Here is a 19,003-nt window from a genome sequence, read left to right on the forward strand (position 1 = left end):
TATCACTGCCGATACGAGGGCGGTTCAGCGGTGCCGCAGCCGTCAATGCGCATCGAAAATCGCGCTTACCCTTTGATCATGGTGCGGTATTCCCTCGGCGTGCTGCATCGATCACCGCAACGTCGATTTTCCTCATGGTCATCATTGCGTCGAACGCACGCTTGGCTTCTGCGCCGCCTGCTGCGAGCGCGTCGGTGAGGGTGCGAGGTGTGATTTGCCAGGACAGACCCCATTTATCCTTGCACCAACCGCATTCGCCGCGGTGCTGATCTGGAATGAGAACGCTTCGCTGTGCTTGAATATCGGGCCGCCGTTCAATCCGATGCAGGAAACACCTGCCACGGTGAACTCGACGACGAGGACGTCCCCCTCTTCTCCACTGGGATAATTTCCCGGCGCCCGGATGATGGCTCCGACGTTGCTGTCTGGGAAGGTGTTGGCGTAGAAGCGGGCCGCTTCCTCGGCGTCCTTGTTGTACCACAGACAAATGTTGTTCTTAGACATCGCGTCCTCCTGGTGGTTATTCTTCAGATCGAGAGTGACCTAATGAACATATGACGCACCAACCGTCGACGATCCGACAACCTGATCGACACAGCAGCTTATTTTTTCGCTATTGCGTTTTCCACGACGCCTCTTGAGCGTACCGCAGCTATTTTCGAACAGTCGCCATCGACAGCGACTCGTTTGAAGGTCTAAACTGCCTCCGCATAAATTCGAGTTCGGGATAGGTGCCGGACCTTCATATCGATACCTCGAAGATCAAGAGCCGCAATTTTCGCTGAATTTGCGGTGCTAGTTGACTGTCATGACCGCGGGGCCGTGGGTTCCATTCCCACTAAGGCTTCCAGCGCGTATCGCAACTAGCAGAAGCCGTTGAGCTTTAGGATTTTATGAGCGTCAATCGTCGCCCGAAGAGCCGACTCGGCCGTGCGGTCTCCATCGTTTGCGTCGGGATGGTGCATCTTGAGTCTCTGCTTGTAACGGCTTCTGATTTCGTCCGGCGTAGCGTTTGGCGAAAGATCAAGCGTTTCGAATGCTTTTGCTTCCAGCACTTTAAGTTTGCGGGATTGAAAGGCAGCTTTGGCTGCTTGGCTTTGTGCAGCGCTTTTTCGCGCATTGAGCGTCTTCGCGGTCCCGGAGCGAATTGAGGAGGGAAGGGGAGTTTCTGAAGAGTGATCGACTCTAACGCCCCAGCTGGGGCGGCTGCCACTTGCCGCTTCCCTCTGATAGCGGGCCGTGACGGGGTTCGACAGTTTCGTCACATAATTGTAGCCTTCGCCGTATTCTTTTGCGTGGTTACGACAAAACAGCAGGAATAGCCCCTCGGCATCCGCTCCCACTGGGGCGCGATGGACGCCTTGTTTGTCGCATCCATCCCATTGGCATCTCGGGCCGTTTGTGTCCCGATGTTCGGCCGGCTTATTTCGCGTTGGTCTCAGGCCAACGAAAATCTTTGAATCAGACGTCATCGCGCCTTATATGGCCATGCTGCCGGCCACGGCAAGATCGCTCTTGGCAGACGCGGATTGCTTGGCTGTCGTTAGATCAACGGTACCGCACCCTAAACGACCGAGATCTTGAATGTTATCTTTGCGGGTGTCTATTTACAATCTGGTGGGCTTGGCATCAACTTGGTGCCGGAATGGACGCAGGATCTGCCGAACCCCGGTTTCAAGTTGACGAAGGTACCCAGTAATAATTTCAAGATTGGCCTCGGTGTCGCCCGGAACCGCGAGGATCCGACCGCCCCGCTTGACGACACCATCGATATCGCGCCGTTGCTTGTGCGGCCGGGCAGGTGAGGGAGTGCAGGCCGGTCGTCGGTTACGAGCGCCGCCAGTCGCATCGGTCGGAAAGCGGAACACTCGGTCGTGGGGCAGTCGGTCCCGCGGTGCCCAGGCCATCGTGTGACGCAATTTCCCGCTTTGCAGGGCGCTCGGTGCTGTCGCTAATACTCAAAGCTCCGACACGCATCTCTCTCCATCAGTCGACCCATTGGATTCATAAATGACGTTCGCCGTCCGGCTGAAGCGCTGTCTATTCCCTCGCCGTCTCGGCGGCGGGCCATCCGTCGCTGAGCGTGATACTGCCTGCAACCTATTCGCGAGGGTCGCACGCGCAGGCCCATCGCTTAAAGATGACTAAAATAATCATCTTATGTTGACAAGGCCAAATTCGCTCCATAGGTTCCGCGCGCATCTGTGACGTAGGGACCAAGTGATGGCGCTTGTTTTTTTGAATGTTTCTAATAATCTACCGCGAATTTATCGAGAGGGCCTGTTTGCTACGACGGCGGTCATTCTGATCGGCATGGCAGCGTCGCCGGCCGTTGCGCAGAGTGCCGCCACAAGCGATACCGCGACGACGCTGGAACCGATCGTTATTCAGGGTGCAGCCTCTGATAGCAAGACTGATCGGACATCGGTGACCGCCAAGAACAGCGCCGGCGCGACCAAGATCAGCACGCCGCTCGTCGAGACGCCGCGTTCGGTCTCGGTCACTACGGAGAAGGAAATCGAGCAGCGCGGCGCCCAGACGGTCATCGAGGCGGTGCGCTATACGGCCGGCGTGACTACAGGAACGAGCGGCTTCGATCCACGTTTCGACCAGATCTACATTCGCGGCTACAACGCCACGACGGTCGGCGACTATCGTGACGGATTGCGCCAACCCTACATCAATTACGGCATGTTCCGCACCGATCCGTATCAGCTGCAGCGCGTCGAGGTGATCAAGGGACCGGTATCCGTTCTCTACGGCTCGGGATCGCCGGGTGGCCTCGTCAACAAGATCTCGAAGCTTCCGACTGAGGAGCCGATACGCGAAGTCGGCATGAGTTACGGCACCAAGGACCGGGTGCAGGGGATGTTTGATTTCGGCGGGCCGATCAGCGAAGACAACGACGATTTCCTCTATCGCATCGTCGGCGTCGCCCGCCGCGGCGACACCAATTTCGATATTACCGACGATCGTTATCTGCTGGCGCCATCCTTTACTTGGAAGCCCGACGAGGGCACGTCCTTGACGGTATACGGCCTGGCGCAGGCGGATGAGACCGACTCCAATGTCGGCGCGATCACGACCTTGGACGGCAGGATCCGCGACATCAGGCAGAGCGATCCCGACTACGACTACCAGAAGGTCAAGCAGCAGCAGGTCGGCTATCAGTTCGAGCATGAATTCGACAACGGCCTGACCTTCCGGCAGAACCTGCGCTATTCGCATCTCGATCTGAAGGCCCGTTATCTCGAGGTTACCGGCTGGACCGGCACCGTCGCGCATCGCGGCACAAATGCGATCCGGGACGAGATGAACGTTTTCCAGGTCGACAATCAGCTCGAGGCGAAATTCGATACGGGCCCGCTTGCGCATACGATGCTGTTCGGGCTCGACTACACCAATCTCAAGTCGAGCTTTGGCTATGGCGCCGGAGCGGCCGATCCGGCATTTGACTTCGATATCGCCAATCCGACCTATGGAGTCTCGGGCGCTACGCCGGACGATAATGTCTTGGCTTCCGATGCCGATATGCGGCAGGTTGGCATCTACGCCATGGACCAGATCGAGGTCGGGAACTGGCGCTTCAACCTCGGCGGCCGGCAGACCTGGGTGAACCAGACACGCGATTCGACCTTGCCTACGGTCAGCTCGGAGGATGTCGACAAGAATGCCTTCTCCGTACAGGCCGGCGCACTCTACCTATTCGACAACGGCATCGCGCCGTTCGTCTCCTACGCGACCTCCTTTGATCCGGTCACCAACCGATCGGCAGCCAACACAATTCTTCCGCCGACGAAGGGCGAGCAATACGAAGTCGGCGTGAAGTACCAGCCTCCCGGCTCCGACATCCTGCTATCGGCCGTCGCCTATCACATCGTCGAGCAAAATAAGCCGAGGCTCGCCGACCCGCTGACCTTTGCCTACGACTCGCAAGGGGAAGTGACCGGAAAGGGTATCGAGCTCGAAGCCCGGGCGGCAATCGCCGACGGTCTCGATATCATTGCAGCTTACACCTACAACGACTCCGAAGTGACCGGCGGCGACAACGTCGGAAAGACTCCGGCCGTCACCCCGACCCACATTGCGAGCCTGTGGGCGAACTACACTTTCCAGGAAAGCAATCCCTTCAACGGTCTGTCGGTTGGCGCCGGCGTGCGCTACATCGGCGAGACCTGGACGGATGTTGCCAACACCTCGAAAAATCCCGCGACTTTCTATGTCGATGCATCGGCCTCCTATGATTTTGGCGCGGTCGACAAGAAATACGAGGGCATGACGGCAGCCTTCAACATCCGCAACATCGGCGATGAGCGCGAGACAGTCTGCGAAGAGGGCTTCTGCTATCTCGGCCAGGGCAGGAACATGACCGGCACCCTGAAGTATCGGTGGTAAGCTTTGCGGTTGAGATGAACGGGCGGTTAGGCCCGACCTTGATTACCGATCATCCTGTCGCCCACCAGGCCTCCATGGCTTGGTGGGCGACAGTCGTTCGTTGTCACCGCAGCGAGTTGTTCGGTTCGCCTTGCAGACGGGCATCTTCGTACCGCGGCAGGGATATTTGTGCCGTGAAATTCTGGCCGGATCATCGCTCCCTTGAAGACGTTCCCGCGCTGCGGACGCAAATCCCGATGTTCGGCATGAATTCCGTAGCGTGGCGTCACTGCAGCGAAGCCAGCCCGCTGCCGGACGGGCGCCATTCGGTGGTGTCCCGCCGTGCGCCGGTGATGGGGCCTGCGTTGTCCCGGGCCCCCCAATCAAAGACGAACGCCTTCACGCCCGCCTTCGTAAAACGATCAGCAGCATTGGGGCTCCCACAAGAGCCGAGATCAATCCGGCGGGGATCTGATAGGGAAAAGCGATCATACGCCCCGTCCAGTCGGCGATGACCAGTAGGGCCGCTCCGATGATGGCGGCGGCCAGAAGCTGGGCGGCGGGCCGGCGAAGACCGAGACCATGGGCAAGGTGCGGTGCCATCAACCCGACGAAGCTCAAGGGGCCGACGACGAGTGTCGCCGCCGCCGTCATGATGGCGGAGAGCCCGAACAGCACTACGCGTGCGGGAAGGATCCTGAGGCCGAGTTCGCTTGCCGTCTCGGTTCCAAGTTGCAGCAGGGCAAGCCAGCGGCTGGCGAGAAATGCGGCGATGAGGCAGGCGAGCGCAATCAGCAGCGCGCTTGCCGCCACCGCATTGTCGACAAAATAGGTCGAGCCCGCCATCCAGCGTATCAGCGCCAAGCCGCGCGGATCGCCGCTCGCGGCAAGGACGCCGATCCCGGCGTCGAGGATCGCGCCGAAGGCGATGCCGGCGAGCAGCACGCGGTTCGGGCCGAAACCGGAACGAGCGCTCAACAGGAAAATCACGGTCAGCACGGCAAGGGCGCCGCCGCCCGCGAACGCAAGCTGGATTGTCAGGCTCGGTCCGGCAAAAGCAAACATGGCGGCGGCAACACCGAGCGTTGCTCCTGCCGATACGCCAATCACTTCAGGGCTTGCCATTTCGTTTCCGGTCAGCCGCTGCAGGATCAGTCCTGTCACGCCGAGCACGGTTCCGGCGCCGAATGCGGCGGCGACCCGCGGCAGCCGCAGGGGAAGAATTTCATCCCATGAGCGGGCCGGCAGCCAAGCCCAGGCTCCGTCGGGTGTGCGACCGAAGAAGATCGCGGCAATCGCCAATGCGATGATGCCGGTGAGCAGGATGGCGAATGATGCCGCTCTGCTGTGGATCGCAGGCCCTGGCGACGCCACGCCGGGCAGCGCGCGCGAGGCGGTGGCAAGGCGTGGCAGAAGAGCGATCAGAATCGGGCCGCCGAGCAGTGCCGTCACCGCCCCCGTCGGCACGAAGTCGCCGGGAGCAAGAAGCTTGATGGCCTGATCCGTCATCAGGAGAAGGCCGGCGCCGGCGATGGGCGACCAGATCAACTGGCTGAGGATCCGTCTGGCGCCGGCCAGCCGAACGATCTGCGGGGCGACCAGTCCGATGAAGCCGATGATGCCGACGGCGCTGGTGACAAGGGCGCTCAGCGCAATCGCGATCGCCAGGATGAAGCCCCGCGCCCATTTGATCGGCAGGCCGAGGCTTGTTGCGCCGGCATCGCCGATCTGGCTGAGAGTGAGAGGCCTTGTGGCGATAAGGGCAAGTGCCGCCAGCAGCGCAACCTTCGGCAGCAGCGATGCCGGGATCGCCCAGCTTTGCTGCGACAACGATCCGGCGCCCCAGATGAAGATCCCCGAGAGATATTGATCGTTCATCAGCACCAGGATGGCCGCTGCCGCGCCGCACCAGAGGCCGACGATCATGCCCGACAATATGAGCGAAAAAGGTGAAAACCCATGCCGGGCGCTGATCGAAAAGATGGCCAAGGCAGCAAGCGCACTTCCGCTGAGCGCGACTGCGTCGCGCCCCCATCCCGTCAGCGACGGAAAGGCGAGCATGACGGAGACCGGTGCCAGATTGGCGCCGGCCGATACGCCGAGCGTCGTCGGCGAGGCCAGCGGATTGCGCAACACCTGCTGCAGGATCGTGCCCGAGAGTGCGAGGGCGGCTCCCGTGATCAGCGCGGTTGCCATGCGCGGGAGCGTCGAATAGAGGAGCAGCAGGTGCTCAGCGTCGTAACCGCCACTCGCCTCCAGATGCGGCAGCGCCGGCAGGATCTCGAGGAGAGCCAGGCCCAGGCCTGAAAGCAGCAGCAGCGCCGCAAGTGCGGGCGCGCCGAAGCGGGAAAACTCGACTTTCATCAGGCGGCAGTCTCCAGAACATCGACCATCAAGGTCGCAAAGCGCAGCGCCTCCTGGACCATTCCAAACATCAGCACGCCTGGAACGACTGATATCCGCTGCCGCCGGACGAAAGGAAGGCTGGTCCAGAGCGGGCTTTCGGAAAGCCGGGTGAGGACATCGGGCGGAAACAGCGGCGACACGACGACGAGGTGGGCCTCTTCATCGAGCTCGGCGAGCTGTTCCAGGCCGATCGTTTGAAATCCCCAATAGCTGGCCTCGCCTTTCCAGGCGTTCCCAAGGCCAATGCGTCTCATGGCGCCGCCGTAAAGCCCGGGACCGCCATAGATGCGCGCATGCCTCTGGTCGATGAAGTTGATGACGGCGACCGGAGGCGCTGACAGGCTCCCCGCCCGCTCGCGCAGCCGGTCGAACGTGGCGTCTGCGTGGGCGAGAAATGCCTCCGCTTCCTGCTGCCGCCCGATCAAGCTGCCGAGACGCCGCGTTTCGGCATAGGAGCGATCGAGCGCCTCGCCGTTCTCGGCATAGACGGTGAAGGTTTCAACCGGCGCGATGCGGGCCAGTTTGTCGTCCAGTGCTGCCAGGAACGGCGTGCTGAGAATGAGCGATGGCCGGAGGCTGGTGAGGACTTCGAGATTGATCTCGGAGGTGGTGCCGATTTCGACGACATCTGGCGGCATGGCCGGCTCGACGACCCATTCCGGCCAGTTCCTGAGCGCGGCGATCGCACGCGGCACGCTGCCGAGCGCCAGCATCGTCGATGCCAGTCCGTAATCGAGCGAAACGACGCCGCTATCGCCGGCGCGCGTAATAGTGGGCGCGCCTGTCATTGCCAGCGCGCCAAGAAGAAAGTCTCGTCGTCTCAAAACGCGGTCTCGCCTGCCTGGACCGCAGCGAGCGGCTTGACCATGAACAGACACGGATGATCCTCCTCCCACAGCGTGGCAAAGACCTCCGCCCTGACGAAGCCGTTCCGGTCATAAAACCGCCGCGTCGCCTCGAATTGCGGTTCGTCGAGGCCGCGCGGGGCGAGCGTCTTGGCCGTCAGCAGCCGGGCGCCCGCTTGATGGCCGAAGCGTTCGGCCTCGTCGAGAAGATGGCGTCCGGCACCGCGGCCGTGATATTCGGGGCGCGTCGCAATCAGCACGATTTCGACGGCCCCGGGCAGGTGCGGTTTCAAGGCCATCAACGCTGTCACGACGTCCGCTTCGATATAGCCGAACAACGGCAGATCTTCGACCGTAGCGGCACTCGCTTCGATGACCTCCGGTTCTGAAAACCAGTCGGGCAACGCCCCCAAGATCGAGCGGCAGAGCTCCGCCTTGCCTGTCAGGATCTCAACTGTTCTTCCCATTCTTTTCTCGCCTTCAGCCGGTCGATTTAAACTTGACTCCTATTATCACCTTAAAATAGACACTGCAATCAAATCGTGCACTTCCGCTCAAAAAAGGAGCGCCAGAACCGAACCGACCAGCAACGACAGAGCCTGATTTTCCATTTGTAAAAAGGGTACAGGACAATGCGACCATCGCATCGTGATGTGAACGGTAATGCCGTGGTCAACGCTATGATCGAGAATAAGGAGAAACTCCTCAAGACGATTGAAAGCGTTGTCAAATCAAGATCATATTCCGAGGACATCTTTCAAGACGGAGTCATCAAAGCCTATGGGGTCAAAACCGACGACATTCGTTGCCCGATCGGTTATGCCTTTCGCATGGTTTATAATCTCGCACTCGACGAGAGCCGCCGGCGGCGCCAGCAGATGAACAACTATAGGTCGATAGACCAAGTTCAAGAGATCACTGCTCCCATCCCCACCGTGCTCGACCAGCTTCTCGCTGCCGAGACCCTGCGCAATGTGCTCGCCTCGCTGGAAGCGCTCCCGAAGCGGACCAATGATGCCTTCATCCGCCACCGCCTCAACGGCGTGCCGCAGAAGGATATTGCCGCCGAACTCGGCGTATCGAGGACCCTCGTCAACTTCATGATCAAGGCGGCGGAGCAGCATTGCCACTCGGCAATCACCGAGCCCGACCGCCCCGATCATGAACATCGGCAGGATCTTACCGCCGCGCGGCGTGCAGCGCCTGTTGCAGGTCGCTCCAAAGCAGTTCCGGTTCTTCCAGCCCAACGGCGAAACGAACCGTCTGCTCGCTCACGCCGAACCGGATGAATGTGGTCATCCGGTCGGGGATCTGCAGCGCGACCTTGGCGGGGACCACGAGGGTTTCCGGTCCGCCCCAGCTGACGCCGAGGCGGATCTCGCGAAGCGCGTTGACGAAGCGCGCGACATCGATATCGGGCGTGAGGTCGAAGGCGAAGAGCCCGGCATAACCCGACAGCGTCGCCCGGCCTGGGTGATCCTGAAAGGCCGGGTGGCGGACGCGGGCGATGGCGGCATGCTGTTTCAGTCGGTCGGCGAGCAGAAGTCCGCTGCGCTCGTGCTCCTTGAGCCGGACGCGCAGCGTGCGCATGCCGCGCAGCAGGAGCCAGGCCTCGAAGGGCGAAAGCTTGGCGCCGACATAGGGGTAGGAGGTTGCATTAATCCTGGCCATCGCCTCCTTCGAGCCGACGACGACGCCGGCGACCGTATCGCTGTGGCCGCCAAGATATTTCGAGGCGGCGTGAATGACGATGTCGACGCCGTGCTGGATCGGCTTCTGAAAGAGCGGCGTCGCCCATGAATTGTCGATGACGGTGGTAACAACGGCCTCCTTCGCCATGGCCGACAGCGCCACGATGTCCTGAAGCTCGAAGACGAAGGAGGAAGGGTTTTCGAGATAGAGCAGCTTGGCGCCCGGCAGCGCCTTGCGCACCTCGTCATGGTCGGAGGGATCGACGAAATCCACCGTGACGCCAAGCCGGCCCAGCAGCTTCACCAAAAGGCGATAGACGTCATTATAGAGGTGGCGGACCGCCACGACCCGGTCGCCTGCTTCCACGAGGCTGAGGATGGTCGAGGTGATGGCGGCCGTTCCGCTGGAGAAGGCGCGTCCGTCCTCCGCGCCCTCGAGGCGGGCGATCAGCAGTTCGAATTCGCGAACGGTCGGATTGTCGCCGCGCGAATAGATGTAGTTGCGCGAGCGGCCGGCGAAGACATCCTCCATCGCCTCGTAACTGTCATAGGTGAAGAGCGACGTCTGGAAGATCGGCGGTGAGACGGCGTTGAATGCCGCCGGATCGACAGGTGTAAAGAGATCGTCGGCGATCGCATGGGCGCCAAGGTCGTGCGGGTTGATCGACTTGTTCATGGTCATCCTCTCATGGACAAAAGCTGGGATAGGGACGGATGGAAGCAACATGGTCGGCAGAGCGCTGCCGGAGTGCGCTGAGTGTCCTCATCAGGCAGACGGCCGACAGCAGGCCGGTCAGGGCAGAGGCGAGGAACATTGCTCCGAGCAGGCCCGAAAAACCGAAGAAGGGCGGCAAGAGCGCAAGCAGCGGAAACAGCAGATAACCATTCTGCGCCAGGCCCACGGCAACGGCGGCTTTCGGTCTGCCCTGCGCCTGGAAGAGGATCAGAACGGTTTGCCTGAGGCCGAACAGCAGGAAGGGAAGATGGGTCGCGACGATCGCCTGTCCTGCGATCGAAATCACGGATGCATCGTCGGTGAAGAACGAGGCAAGATGTTCGGAAAAGACGATCGCCGTCAGTCCAAAGGCGCCGCCGACCGCGCTCGTGACGGCGGAGAGCATGCGGGCCGCAGACAGCACCCGCGATATATCCCCGCGGCCCCAGGCGAAGCTCAGGATGGACTGGGCTCCGAGCGAAATGCCGATGACGGGCAGTGCGCCGACCGCAAGCAGCCGCAAGGCGATCCCGATCCCGGCAATGCCGTCTTCACCGTAATAGGTGCCGGCGACCGACAGTATCATGGCGATTGCACCCGCCGTTGCGAGGCTCGTCAGCGTCGTCGGCGCGCCCACGGCAAGGACCGGCTTGAGATGCCTGATGTCGCCGAACCGCCAGCCGAACGTCAGCCGGACCGTCCCGAGCCGCCTGGCATGATAGGCGCCGTAGATTGAGAGCGCCACGAGCTGGGAGAGGATGGTGGCGATTGCCACGCCCTGCAGTCCGAGGCCGAAGCCGAAGATCATGATCGGGTCGAGGATGATGTTCAGCGCGAAGCAGGCGACCAGCGTCCACATGCTGAAGCGGGCATTGCCCTCGGCGATCGCCAGGAAATCGAGAATGATCTGCGCCATCGTCAGCGGGATCGAGACCACGATGATGAGGAGGTAATGCTGCGCGAGCGGCTCGATCGCGGGCGTGGCGCCAAACAGCAGGAAAGATGGAAATGCGACGATTGCGACCGCACTGGCTGCGCCGAAGACGACGCCGGCCGCAAGGCTGATCGAGGCGAGCGTGCTCGCCCGCGATCGATTGCCAGCGCCGAGCGCCCGCCCGACTTCCGTCGCCACACCGACGCCGATGCCTTCGCCGAAGGCGGCGATCAGCATGAGGATCGGCAGGACGATCATGATCGCGGCGATCTGGTCTTCACCGATCATGCCGACGAAGATCATGTTGATCGTGTGATGCGCGGCATTGATCGACAGGCCGAACATGGCAGGCAGTCCAAGCCGCAGCAGCAGCCTGAAAAGCTGGGGACTGGCGAGGTCTTCCGGTGCAAGGCGCCGCCGTTTCTGAGGGCTGCCGTTCATCTCGCTCATGTCGTTCATGATGCCGGCACCCAGAGATGGTCGCCGAAGAAACGCTCGCGGGTCAACATCACCAGCAGCGCCCGCTTATGCGGAAAATCGAAATGCTTGACCTTGGCAAAGCCCGAGCGGTCGAGATTGCGGATCTGCTGCTCGTGACTGGCACGCGGCTCACCGACGATGCGCCTGGTGCGCGGATCGTCGAGGAAGATGAAATGCATCAGCGAGGGGAGCCATGCGCTGATCCATTTCTTGCCGCGATAGGCGGGCTCGCCGATCGCGACATGCCAGCCGCGATCGTAATCGTCGGCGTCGTAGAAGGGGCCGAGCCGGTCCTCCTTGGCCCAGTAGACCTCGAAATAGCCGAAGGGAATCTCGGCGAAACTGCCGATCAGCGGCAGCACATGCGGATCGGCGATCCGCTCCTGCAGGATCTCGCGGTGCTTGTCGATTGAGCCCGCATCTTCCCAGATCGTGTTGACCTGGTCGTCGTTCATCCAGCGATGAAAGGCGGCAAGATCGGTCTCGTGGTCGGCGACCCTGAAGGTGATCTCCCGTTCCAGCCAGGGGATGAAGCGTTGGTAGACCGTGCCTTTCGGTTTTGCCGGCCGGCGCGGATGGTAGCGGCCCGCAGTCATCTCCTGCACCGGCGGCAGCGGATAGGAAAGCTGCGGCAGCCACAATGAGGGCCACTGCCAGAGGATCGCGGAATCGAGCCTTCCGTCGATGCCTGAAATGTGCCGGGGAAGGCTTGCCTGATGCCCTTCGAAAATGACCGATTTGATCGAGCGGTCCTGCGCCGTCACCGCTTCGGCGGCTGCCATCAGAAGCTCCGCCGATTGCACAGGATTCCCCTCGTAGAAGGTTAGCGAGGCGATGCCGGCTTCGACTTCGAGGGCGACTTGGTGATTCCCGTGCACGGTGTTGAGATGGACAATATTGGGGGCTAGCCTGACATAGCTGCGCGCCTGCAGAACCCGCCTTTGTTTGGCGGCGTCGAAATCCATGATGTTCTCCTTGATCGGCAGGGCTTTTGATGCTGTGAGCATGAAGCGTGCTCTTGTGCCGATTTGGTAGAATGACGATCCATCACCAGCTGAATTTAGGGGTAAGAGAAGAAAAAAATTCTCAGCAATTTTCTAAACTCCGGCTGATGAGATCCGTCATTTGCGCATGACATCAATCTCTGCAGGAGCTTCGAATGGACAATCTTGAGCCCCGCGACGATCTCTGGATCGTCGTCATCGACACCGAGCATCATTACTCGGTCTGGCCGCAGGACAAGCGGATTCCGCTGAGCTGGCAGCCCGCCGGTTTTACCGGTTCGCGCCAGGAGTGCCTCGCCCATATCCGCGACGTCTGGGCCGACCCGCGCCCGCTTTCCCTGCGCTCGGCCATGGCCGGCGACGCGCGTCTCTGAAAGGTCTGGATGGCAAGATGAACAAGCAGATCACCAATTTCGCCGATGCCCGCCCGACCGATGCTGAGGATACCGTCTTCGAAAGCTTTCCGTTGACGATCGCGCAGAAGCGCATCTGGTCGCTAGAGCAGATCGGCAATTACACAGTCTTTCCCGATCAGGTCATCGGGCTGCGGTTGAGTGCAGCGCTCGACGTCGAGACGATTGCCGGCGCCTGCCGGGCGCTGGTCGCTGAGAATCCGTCGCTCGCCACCCGCTTCCGCCGGCTGGCGGGCGGGCGCATCGAGCAATATCGCGGCGCATCGAACGCGGTGCCGGTCGAAATCCCCTGCAAAGAGGGCGTTGCTCTTTCCGAGGCTGAAGCCTTGGCCACGCGAAAAGCCTTCCGCGACAAGCGCTTCGACCTCCTGGAAGGCCCGGGTGCGCGCATCCAGATCATCCCGCTTGCCGACAGACAGTCGCTGCTGACGATCGTGCTGCATCCGATTATCTCAGACGACCGCGAAAAATCCGTTCTTGCCGGCTCGCTGGCGCGCATTCTCGACGGCGCGCCGGCCAGCGGCATACAGCCGGCGGAAATTTCAGCCGGGACGAGGGAGGAAGAATGGCTGGAGACGGATGAGGCGCGAGATGCGCTCTCCTATTGGAAGAACACGATCGGTCTCGACTACACGGCTTCGACCTTCCCCACCCGCTTCAACAGCGGCGGGCTTGCAGGCGTGGCGCGCGCTGAGCATCGGTTTGCGATCGAGCCCGAGCTGTGGCGCAATCTCGAACGGCATGCGGGCGAAAAGGGATTTCAGGTCGAGCGCGTGTTTCACGCCGCCTTCTGCGCGCTGCTGGCGCGCTATAGCGGCAACTATGCTTTGCTGACCGGCCTTCTGGTCGCGCGGCCACAAACGGAACATTTCGCCAGCCGCGGCCGCGCCGAACAGGTGCTTCCTCTCGTCCTGCCGCTCGCCTCCCGGCATTCCCTCGACGACGTCGTCGCGGCGATCGCTTCGGTGACGGAGGAGGGGCTTGCCCGCCTCGTGCCGCTGGAGCGCATCACCCAGGAGCTGGTGGTCGACGAGGCGGCCGCCCAGGAAGCGGTGGTCAAGGCAATGTTCGAATACCGCGAACCCTATCCGGTCGCGAGAGATGCGACGAACCTGGAACCGTCCGGCGCGCGTGCCGACAGCGAGCTTTCCCTGGTGGTCGAGGCGCGTTTGGAGGGCGGCGCATTTGGGCTGATCGACTATGCTGAGGATCTCTACGACGGCGCCTTGATCGCCCGTGTCGCCAGGCATTTCTGCCTGGTGCTCGAGCAGATCGTCGCGCAGCCGGATCTCAGGATCAAGGACATCGAACTCATGGGTAGCGACGAGCTCGACTGGTTGTCCGCCCCCTACGAGGATGATGTCGTCAACGACGACCGGCCGGTGCATGAACTGATCTCAGCCCATTCGCGCCGGACGCCAGAGAAGACGGCGATCGTCTACGGCGAAGAGGAGTGGAGCCATAGCTGGCTGGAGGCGAGCACCAACCGCCTCGGCCATCGGCTGCGGCAGCTCGGCGTGCGTGCCGAGGTCACGGTCGCCATCTTCATCAAGCGCTCACCGGAGGCGATTGTCGGCATCCTCGCGACGCTGAAGGCCGGCGGCGCCTATATTCCGGTCGAGCCCGATCATCCGCCGGTGCGCAACCATCACATCCTGCGCGATGGCGGCGTCAAGATCGTCTTGACCCACAGCTGGCTGCGCCATCGGCTGCCGGACGAGCTCGACACCATTATCCTCGAACTCGACAAGCTCGATCTCGACGGCGAGCCGGATACGCCGCTCTATGTTCCCACGCATAAGGATCAGCTCGCCTATGTCATGTACACCTCGGGATCGACCGGATTGCCGAAGGGTGTCGCCGTCGAGCACGGTCCGCTGACGCACCATCTGCAGAATACCTCGCGTGTCTACGGCATGAGTTCGGAGTCCCGCGAACTGCCGTTCCTGCCCTTCAGTTCGGACGGTGGTCACGAGCGGTGGATGAACCCGCTGATGGAAGGCGGCAGCATCATTCTGCCCGACCAGCCGCTGTGGACGCCGGAGGAGACATTGACGGCAATGCGCAAGCATGGCGCCAACAATGCAAGTATTCCGACAACTTATCTGCAGCAGCTGGCGGAATGGGCAGACATTACCGATGCCGCGCCGCCGATGCGACTTTATTCGTTCGGCGGCGAGGGGCTGGCGCAATCGACCTTCGATCTTCTGTCGCGGGCGCTGAAATCGGAATGGCTGATCAACGGCTACGGTCCGACAGAAACCATCATGACGCCGATGGTCTGGAAGGTGAGGGCGGGCACGAAATTCCAGGGCGTCTATGCTCCGCTTGGCCGCGCCGTCGGACTGAGGCGCGTCTATGTGCTCGATCCCGACCTCAATCCGTGCCCGATCGGCGTGACCGGCGAGCTTTATATCGGCGGCGAGGGCGTAGCTCGCGGCTATCTCGGCAAGCCAGATACGACGGCGGACCGCTTCATCCCCGATCCGTTCTCGAAAGAAGGCGGCCGGCTTTATCGCTCCGGCGACCTGACGCGCTGGTGCGAGGACGGAACCGTCGAATTCGTCGGTCGCGTCGACCATCAGGTGAAGCTGCGCGGCTACCGCATTGAACTCGGCGAGATCGAAGCGGTGCTGCTCCAGCAGCCCGGCGTCGGCGAAGCCCTGGTCGTGCTGCGCGACGACGACGGTGGTGGCGAAAATGCGCTGGTTGCCTATGTCGTTCCGAAAAAGGACGAAAGGCTCGACGTCGAGACGGTTCGGTCCGGCCTCGAACGCAGCCTGCCCTCCTATATGGTGCCGGCGGCTGTGGTCGAACTGGAAAAGATGCCGACCAATCCGAACAGCAAGCTCGACCGCTTCGCGCTGCCCGCGCCGCAGCCGGTCAAGCGCGAGATCGTCGAGCCGGCGACCGCGCTCGAAGAAGAGGTGCTGGATGTCTGGCGCCAGGTTCTCAAGCTGGAGGCGATCAGCGTCGAGGATAATTTCTTCACGATCGGCGGCAATTCGCTGGGCGCGATCCGCATTCTTTCCCTGCTGCGCCAACGCAGGCCGAAAATCCCGCTCACCGTCGCCGATATCTTCAACAACCCCACCATTCGCGCCTTTGCGGGTGTAATGGAGCAGGGGGAGGAGCGGGATCTCTCCGAGGTGATCGTGCTGCGCGCTTCCGGTGCCAAGCCGCGGCTCTATTGCTTCCCCGGCCTTCTCGTCAGCACCCGCGAATATGTGAAGCTCGTCGATTATCTCGGCGCCGATCAGCCGGCGACCGGTTTCATTTGCCACTCGCTATCCGAAAATAAGGAAGTCGGCGCGCCGGTCGAAGAGATCATCGAGAGCTATGTCGACTATATCAGGAAGCAGAGCAGCGGCGCGCCCTGCACTTTCCTCGGCTGGTCCTGGGGCGGGCTCCTGGCCTACGAGGCCGCTCGCACGCTTGCCAATGAGGTCGACGTCAGGATGATGGCGATGGTCGATGTTTGCGACCTCGGATCGGAATTCGCGATCGGCGCCAGGCCGCGCTTCCGGCCGGGCGAACGCGACGCGCTGCATCGGGACGTGCAGGCATGGCTGCAGAAAACGGTGATGCGCCCGGAATGGGACCGGCTGCTGTCGACGATGGACGCCGATACTTATGAGCAGTTCCTGCGTTTTGTCGGCGACGAGAAGGACCCGCTTCCGACCGATGGGCCTGACATCAGCAGCCGCGAACATACGTTCTGGGTGCTGGTCGACAATGCCCTGATCTTCCGCAAGCACCGGCTCGTCCCTCACGACGTGCCGATTTATCCCTGGGCGGCCGACGACAGCCTCAACCGCGGCCTCAACCTGATCGATTGGCGCCGCTTGTCGCCGCGCGCGCATGCGGCCGAGATCATCACCGGCACCAACCACCTGCACATGATCGGCTCCCCCGCCTTCCACTCAAGGCTTGCCCTGCGCCTCAAGGAAACAGAGAAGGATAACGCATGACCGTCGCTTTTACCCGCAGGGACGCCCTCAACGAGCCGCTTGATCTTGCCGGCATCGGCATCGGTCCCTCCAATCTGAGCCTTGCCTCCCTGCTGGAATCGGTGCCCGAGGTCCGCAGCCGCTTCTTCGAGCGGCGCGACGCCTTCGACTGGCATCCGGGCATGATGATGCCCGGCGTCGAGCTGCAATCGTCCTTTCTGAAAGACCTCGTCACCCCCGTCCTGCCCACAAGCCGCTGGTCGTTCGTCTCCTATCTGGTTGCTCATAAGAGGCTCTATGCATTCCTCAACGCCAATTATGACGCCGTTCCCCGGCAGGAGTTTGCACGTTATCTCGCCTGGGTCGCCAAGGGCGTGGACGGTCTGCGTTTTGGAACTGACATTCGCGACGTCGAGCACCGCGACGACCGCTTCGTCCTGCGCTTCGACAACGGCCAGGAAGAAGCACGCAACCTGGTGGTCGGTACGGGATCTTCACCCTTCGTGCCAGACTGGGCAAAACCGTTTCTGGGTGCGGATTGCTTTCACAACAGTGAGGCGAAGTCGCGTCTCGCCGATCTCGGAGCCGGCCGCATCGTCGTGGTCGGCGGCGGCCAGAGCGGTGGCGAGGTCGTCGAGGCGCTGCTTGGGGATCCCGGTTCGATGACGGAGCTGACCTGGATCAGCAGGCGTCATAATTTCGAACCGATCAACGACACGCCGTTTTCAAACCAGGTCTTCTCGCCGGAATATGTGCAGGCCTATCTGAAGCTCGGCGGCGAGCAGAAGCAGGCAGCTTTGAAGAACTCGATCCTGACCAGCGACGGACTGTCGATTTCGACTATCCACTCGATCTACCGTCGCCTCTATGCCTTGCGTTATCTCGAGCCGAGGATGCTCAATGCATCTCTGGCGCCGAATCGTGACGTGATCCAGATGGAGCGGAATGGCAGTGCATATCGGCTCATCGTCAGGAATCAATTCGACGGGGGCATCGAGGTACTTCACGCCGATGCGGTGGTTCTGGCAACCGGTTACCGGTTCCGATTGCCGGACGCTCTCGGCTCGCTGGGTGAACGGATCACGCTCGACAGAAACGGCTATCCCATCCTCAACGACGACTACACGATGCAATGGACGGGTCCCAGGGCAAATCGGCTGCTGGCGCAGAATGCAGGTCGATACTCGCATGGGATCGCCGACTCTCAGCTCAGCCTGATGGCCTGGCGCAGCGCGACGATCGTCAATACGCTGCTCGGCCGGCAGCATTTCGATGCGGAACCGGACAATGCGCAACTGGCCTGGGCGACCGAGACCGCTTCTGCAATGCCGCATCAGCTTCGCACCGGTTATTCGGATGGCCTGCTATCGTCCTGAAATAGATGTGTAGAAATGCTGGGCAGTCCGACTGCCGAGCAGGCAGCCAGGGCGACTATGTGCTGGCTGCCACTTTCGATCAGGCGGTGATGCCATCGTCGATCGCCGCCGACCATGACAGGGATGCCATCCTTCCAGGAAAAGGCGATATTGCTGGGATCGTCGCGCAAGCCCACGCCAAGTGCCTTCAAATGGCTCTCCTTGAGCGTCCAGAGTGCGACAGCCGCCCGCGCACGTTCGTGGTCAGGCAATTCTGCAAGCCGGCGCCGTTCGTCTACGCTGCAATAGCTCGCCACCGCCGCCTCTTCGATCTCGATGTCGACCGGTTCGCAATCTATTCCGAGGTGATCACATCCCGACGCGACAGCGACCGTCACAAGCCCGTCGGCATTGGCGAGGCTGAATTGCGGCGTGTCACGACCCGCAAGCCTCAGCTTGCCGTACTGGTCCGGAGACAATACGACCTTGCTTGGCGCTGTCGCGACATAGTCGCTCAACAGTTGCCGCAACAGATAGCGGCCGGCAATGAACGAGGCCCGATCTCGTTCAAACCGATAGGTCGCCGCCCGGTCCCGTTCATCTTGTGAAAGCGACTGCAACCAGCGGCTCCAGTCGCATTCGCTCCCGGAATACTGCCAGAGGGAGATTTCGATGCCGGCAGGTGGGCTTTCTGATCGCTGCATGGGTCCAGTATGTGTTCCCGAGGCCGCTTGGCAAGCGCGCAGCTGCTTGCCGACGTGGTGGACGGCTCCCTGGCGGGCGCCACAGAAATTAATTTTCAGGTCCCCTTTTAGCTCCCGTCCGCAGCCGACGAT

The 19,003-nt window shown here is 61.6% G+C and carries 14 protein-coding genes and 1 pseudogene; 6 read left to right on the top strand and 9 right to left on the bottom strand.

Translation table 11 applies throughout. The features are described 5' to 3' along the window. Nucleotides 1-76: 76 nt before the first annotated feature. Nucleotides 77-504, bottom strand: a pseudogene (locus ATY29_RS14685) (VOC family protein). 359 nt (nt 505-863) lie between these two features. Continuing rightward, a complete protein-coding gene (locus ATY29_RS14690; RefSeq protein WP_003568669.1) occupies nt 864-1,472 on the bottom strand; it encodes a J domain-containing protein in 609 nt (202 codons plus the stop codon). A gap of 108 nt (nt 1,473-1,580) precedes the next feature. Here ATY29_RS14690 and ATY29_RS14695 point away from each other — a divergent pair, with 108 nt between their 5' ends. After that, a complete protein-coding gene (locus tag ATY29_RS14695) occupies nt 1,581-1,805 on the top strand; it encodes a type 2 periplasmic-binding domain-containing protein (RefSeq protein ID WP_244597405.1) in 225 nt (74 codons plus the stop codon). Between the two features lie 418 nt (nt 1,806-2,223). Then, nucleotides 2,224-4,395 (top strand): TonB-dependent siderophore receptor, encoded by a 2,172-nt coding sequence (locus tag ATY29_RS14700; RefSeq protein ID WP_097536754.1) that lies wholly within the window; start codon nt 2,224-2,226, stop codon nt 4,393-4,395. Nucleotides 4,396-4,773: 378 nt separating this feature from the next. On the opposite strand, the gene fhuB is transcribed toward ATY29_RS14700, so the two are convergent. Genes fhuB through ATY29_RS14715 form a run of 3 tightly spaced genes read right to left on the bottom strand, consistent with a single transcriptional unit; the run spans nt 4,774 to nt 8,092 of the window. Continuing rightward, nucleotides 4,774-6,738, bottom strand: a complete 1,965-nt coding sequence (gene fhuB / locus ATY29_RS14705; protein WP_097536755.1) for a Fe(3+)-hydroxamate ABC transporter permease FhuB — start codon at nt 6,736-6,738, stop codon at nt 4,774-4,776. After that, nucleotides 6,738-7,568: an iron-siderophore ABC transporter substrate-binding protein gene (locus ATY29_RS14710; RefSeq protein WP_097536756.1), complete on the bottom strand. Its 831-nt coding sequence runs from the start codon at nt 7,566-7,568 to the stop codon at nt 6,738-6,740. Before ATY29_RS14710 ends, fhuB begins: the two co-directional genes overlap by 1 nt. A gap of 32 nt (nt 7,569-7,600) precedes the next feature. Continuing rightward, complete coding sequence (locus ATY29_RS14715; RefSeq protein WP_003568675.1) at nt 7,601-8,092, bottom strand: GNAT family N-acetyltransferase; 492 nt, start codon at nt 8,090-8,092, stop codon at nt 7,601-7,603. A 165-nt stretch (nt 8,093-8,257) separates the two neighbouring features. On the opposite strand from ATY29_RS14715, the gene ATY29_RS14720 reads away from it, so the two are divergent. Continuing rightward, entirely contained in the window at nt 8,258-8,914 is a 657-nt protein-coding gene (locus tag ATY29_RS14720; protein ID WP_097536757.1) for a sigma-70 family RNA polymerase sigma factor, read from the top strand. Here the strand turns inward: ATY29_RS14720 and ATY29_RS14725 are convergent. The 3 genes from ATY29_RS14725 to ATY29_RS14735 are packed head-to-tail and all read right to left on the bottom strand — an operon-like array spanning nt 8,805 to nt 12,410. Then, nucleotides 8,805-9,992, bottom strand: coding sequence for a PLP-dependent transferase (locus ATY29_RS14725; protein WP_097536758.1), 1,188 nt, complete (start codon nt 9,990-9,992; stop codon nt 8,805-8,807). The two genes, ATY29_RS14720 and ATY29_RS14725, sit on opposite strands and share 110 nt — an antisense overlap. A 10-nt stretch (nt 9,993-10,002) precedes the next feature. Next, complete coding sequence (locus ATY29_RS14730) at nt 10,003-11,424, bottom strand: MATE family efflux transporter (RefSeq protein WP_097536759.1); 1,422 nt, start codon at nt 11,422-11,424, stop codon at nt 10,003-10,005. Continuing rightward, entirely contained in the window at nt 11,421-12,410 is a 990-nt protein-coding gene (locus ATY29_RS14735; protein ID WP_193550357.1) for a GNAT family N-acetyltransferase, read from the bottom strand. Before ATY29_RS14735 ends, ATY29_RS14730 begins: the two co-directional genes overlap by 4 nt. A gap of 194 nt (nt 12,411-12,604) precedes the next feature. On the opposite strand from ATY29_RS14735, the gene ATY29_RS14740 reads away from it, so the two are divergent. The 3 genes from ATY29_RS14740 to ATY29_RS14750 are packed head-to-tail and all read left to right on the top strand — an operon-like array spanning nt 12,605 to nt 18,188. Further along, nucleotides 12,605-12,823 (top strand): MbtH family protein, encoded by a 219-nt coding sequence (locus tag ATY29_RS14740; RefSeq protein ID WP_003568684.1) that lies wholly within the window; start codon nt 12,605-12,607, stop codon nt 12,821-12,823. A gap of 17 nt (nt 12,824-12,840) precedes the next feature. Further along, nucleotides 12,841-16,833 carry a non-ribosomal peptide synthetase gene (locus ATY29_RS14745; RefSeq protein ID WP_097536761.1) on the top strand — a complete coding sequence of 1,331 codons (3,993 nt, stop codon included), beginning with the start codon at nt 12,841-12,843 and terminating at the stop codon, nt 16,831-16,833. Next, nucleotides 16,830-18,188: a lysine N(6)-hydroxylase/L-ornithine N(5)-oxygenase family protein gene (locus ATY29_RS14750; protein ID WP_097536762.1), complete on the top strand. Its 1,359-nt coding sequence runs from the start codon at nt 16,830-16,832 to the stop codon at nt 18,186-18,188. The genes ATY29_RS14745 and ATY29_RS14750 overlap by 4 nt, the downstream gene beginning before the upstream one ends. Here ATY29_RS14750 and ATY29_RS14755 read toward each other — a convergent pair. Beyond that, nucleotides 18,161-18,871, bottom strand: coding sequence for a 4'-phosphopantetheinyl transferase family protein (locus ATY29_RS14755; RefSeq protein ID WP_097536763.1), 711 nt, complete (start codon nt 18,869-18,871; stop codon nt 18,161-18,163). The two genes, ATY29_RS14750 and ATY29_RS14755, sit on opposite strands and share 28 nt — an antisense overlap. Nucleotides 18,872-19,003: the final 132 nt, after the last annotated feature.

This window comes from Rhizobium hidalgonense (assembly GCF_002914525.1).
Taxonomy (GTDB): domain Bacteria; phylum Pseudomonadota; class Alphaproteobacteria; order Rhizobiales; family Rhizobiaceae; genus Rhizobium; species Rhizobium hidalgonense.

Bases quoted from the DNA above. Each gene is read 5' to 3' on its own strand.
- ATY29_RS14690 (WP_003568669.1), bottom strand. From the start codon at position 1,472: ATGACGTCTGATTCAAAGATTTTCGTTGGCCTGAGACCAACGCGAAAT.
- ATY29_RS14700 (WP_097536754.1), top strand. From the start codon at position 2,224: ATGGCGCTTGTTTTTTTGAATGTTTCTAATAATCTACCGCGAATTTAT.
- fhuB (WP_097536755.1), bottom strand. From the start codon at position 6,738: ATGAAAGTCGAGTTTTCCCGCTTCGGCGCGCCCGCACTTGCGGCGCTG.
- ATY29_RS14710 (WP_097536756.1), bottom strand. From the start codon at position 7,568: ATGACAGGCGCGCCCACTATTACGCGCGCCGGCGATAGCGGCGTCGTT.
- ATY29_RS14715 (WP_003568675.1), bottom strand. From the start codon at position 8,092: ATGGGAAGAACAGTTGAGATCCTGACAGGCAAGGCGGAGCTCTGCCGC.
- ATY29_RS14720 (WP_097536757.1), top strand. From the start codon at position 8,258: ATGCGACCATCGCATCGTGATGTGAACGGTAATGCCGTGGTCAACGCT.
- ATY29_RS14725 (WP_097536758.1), bottom strand. From the start codon at position 9,992: ATGAACAAGTCGATCAACCCGCACGACCTTGGCGCCCATGCGATCGCC.
- ATY29_RS14730 (WP_097536759.1), bottom strand. From the start codon at position 11,424: ATGAACGACATGAGCGAGATGAACGGCAGCCCTCAGAAACGGCGGCGC.
- ATY29_RS14735 (WP_193550357.1), bottom strand. From the start codon at position 12,410: ATGGATTTCGACGCCGCCAAACAAAGGCGGGTTCTGCAGGCGCGCAGC.
- ATY29_RS14740 (WP_003568684.1), top strand. From the start codon at position 12,605: ATGGACAATCTTGAGCCCCGCGACGATCTCTGGATCGTCGTCATCGAC.
- ATY29_RS14745 (WP_097536761.1), top strand. From the start codon at position 12,841: ATGAACAAGCAGATCACCAATTTCGCCGATGCCCGCCCGACCGATGCT.
- ATY29_RS14750 (WP_097536762.1), top strand. From the start codon at position 16,830: ATGACCGTCGCTTTTACCCGCAGGGACGCCCTCAACGAGCCGCTTGAT.
- ATY29_RS14755 (WP_097536763.1), bottom strand. From the start codon at position 18,871: ATGCAGCGATCAGAAAGCCCACCTGCCGGCATCGAAATCTCCCTCTGG.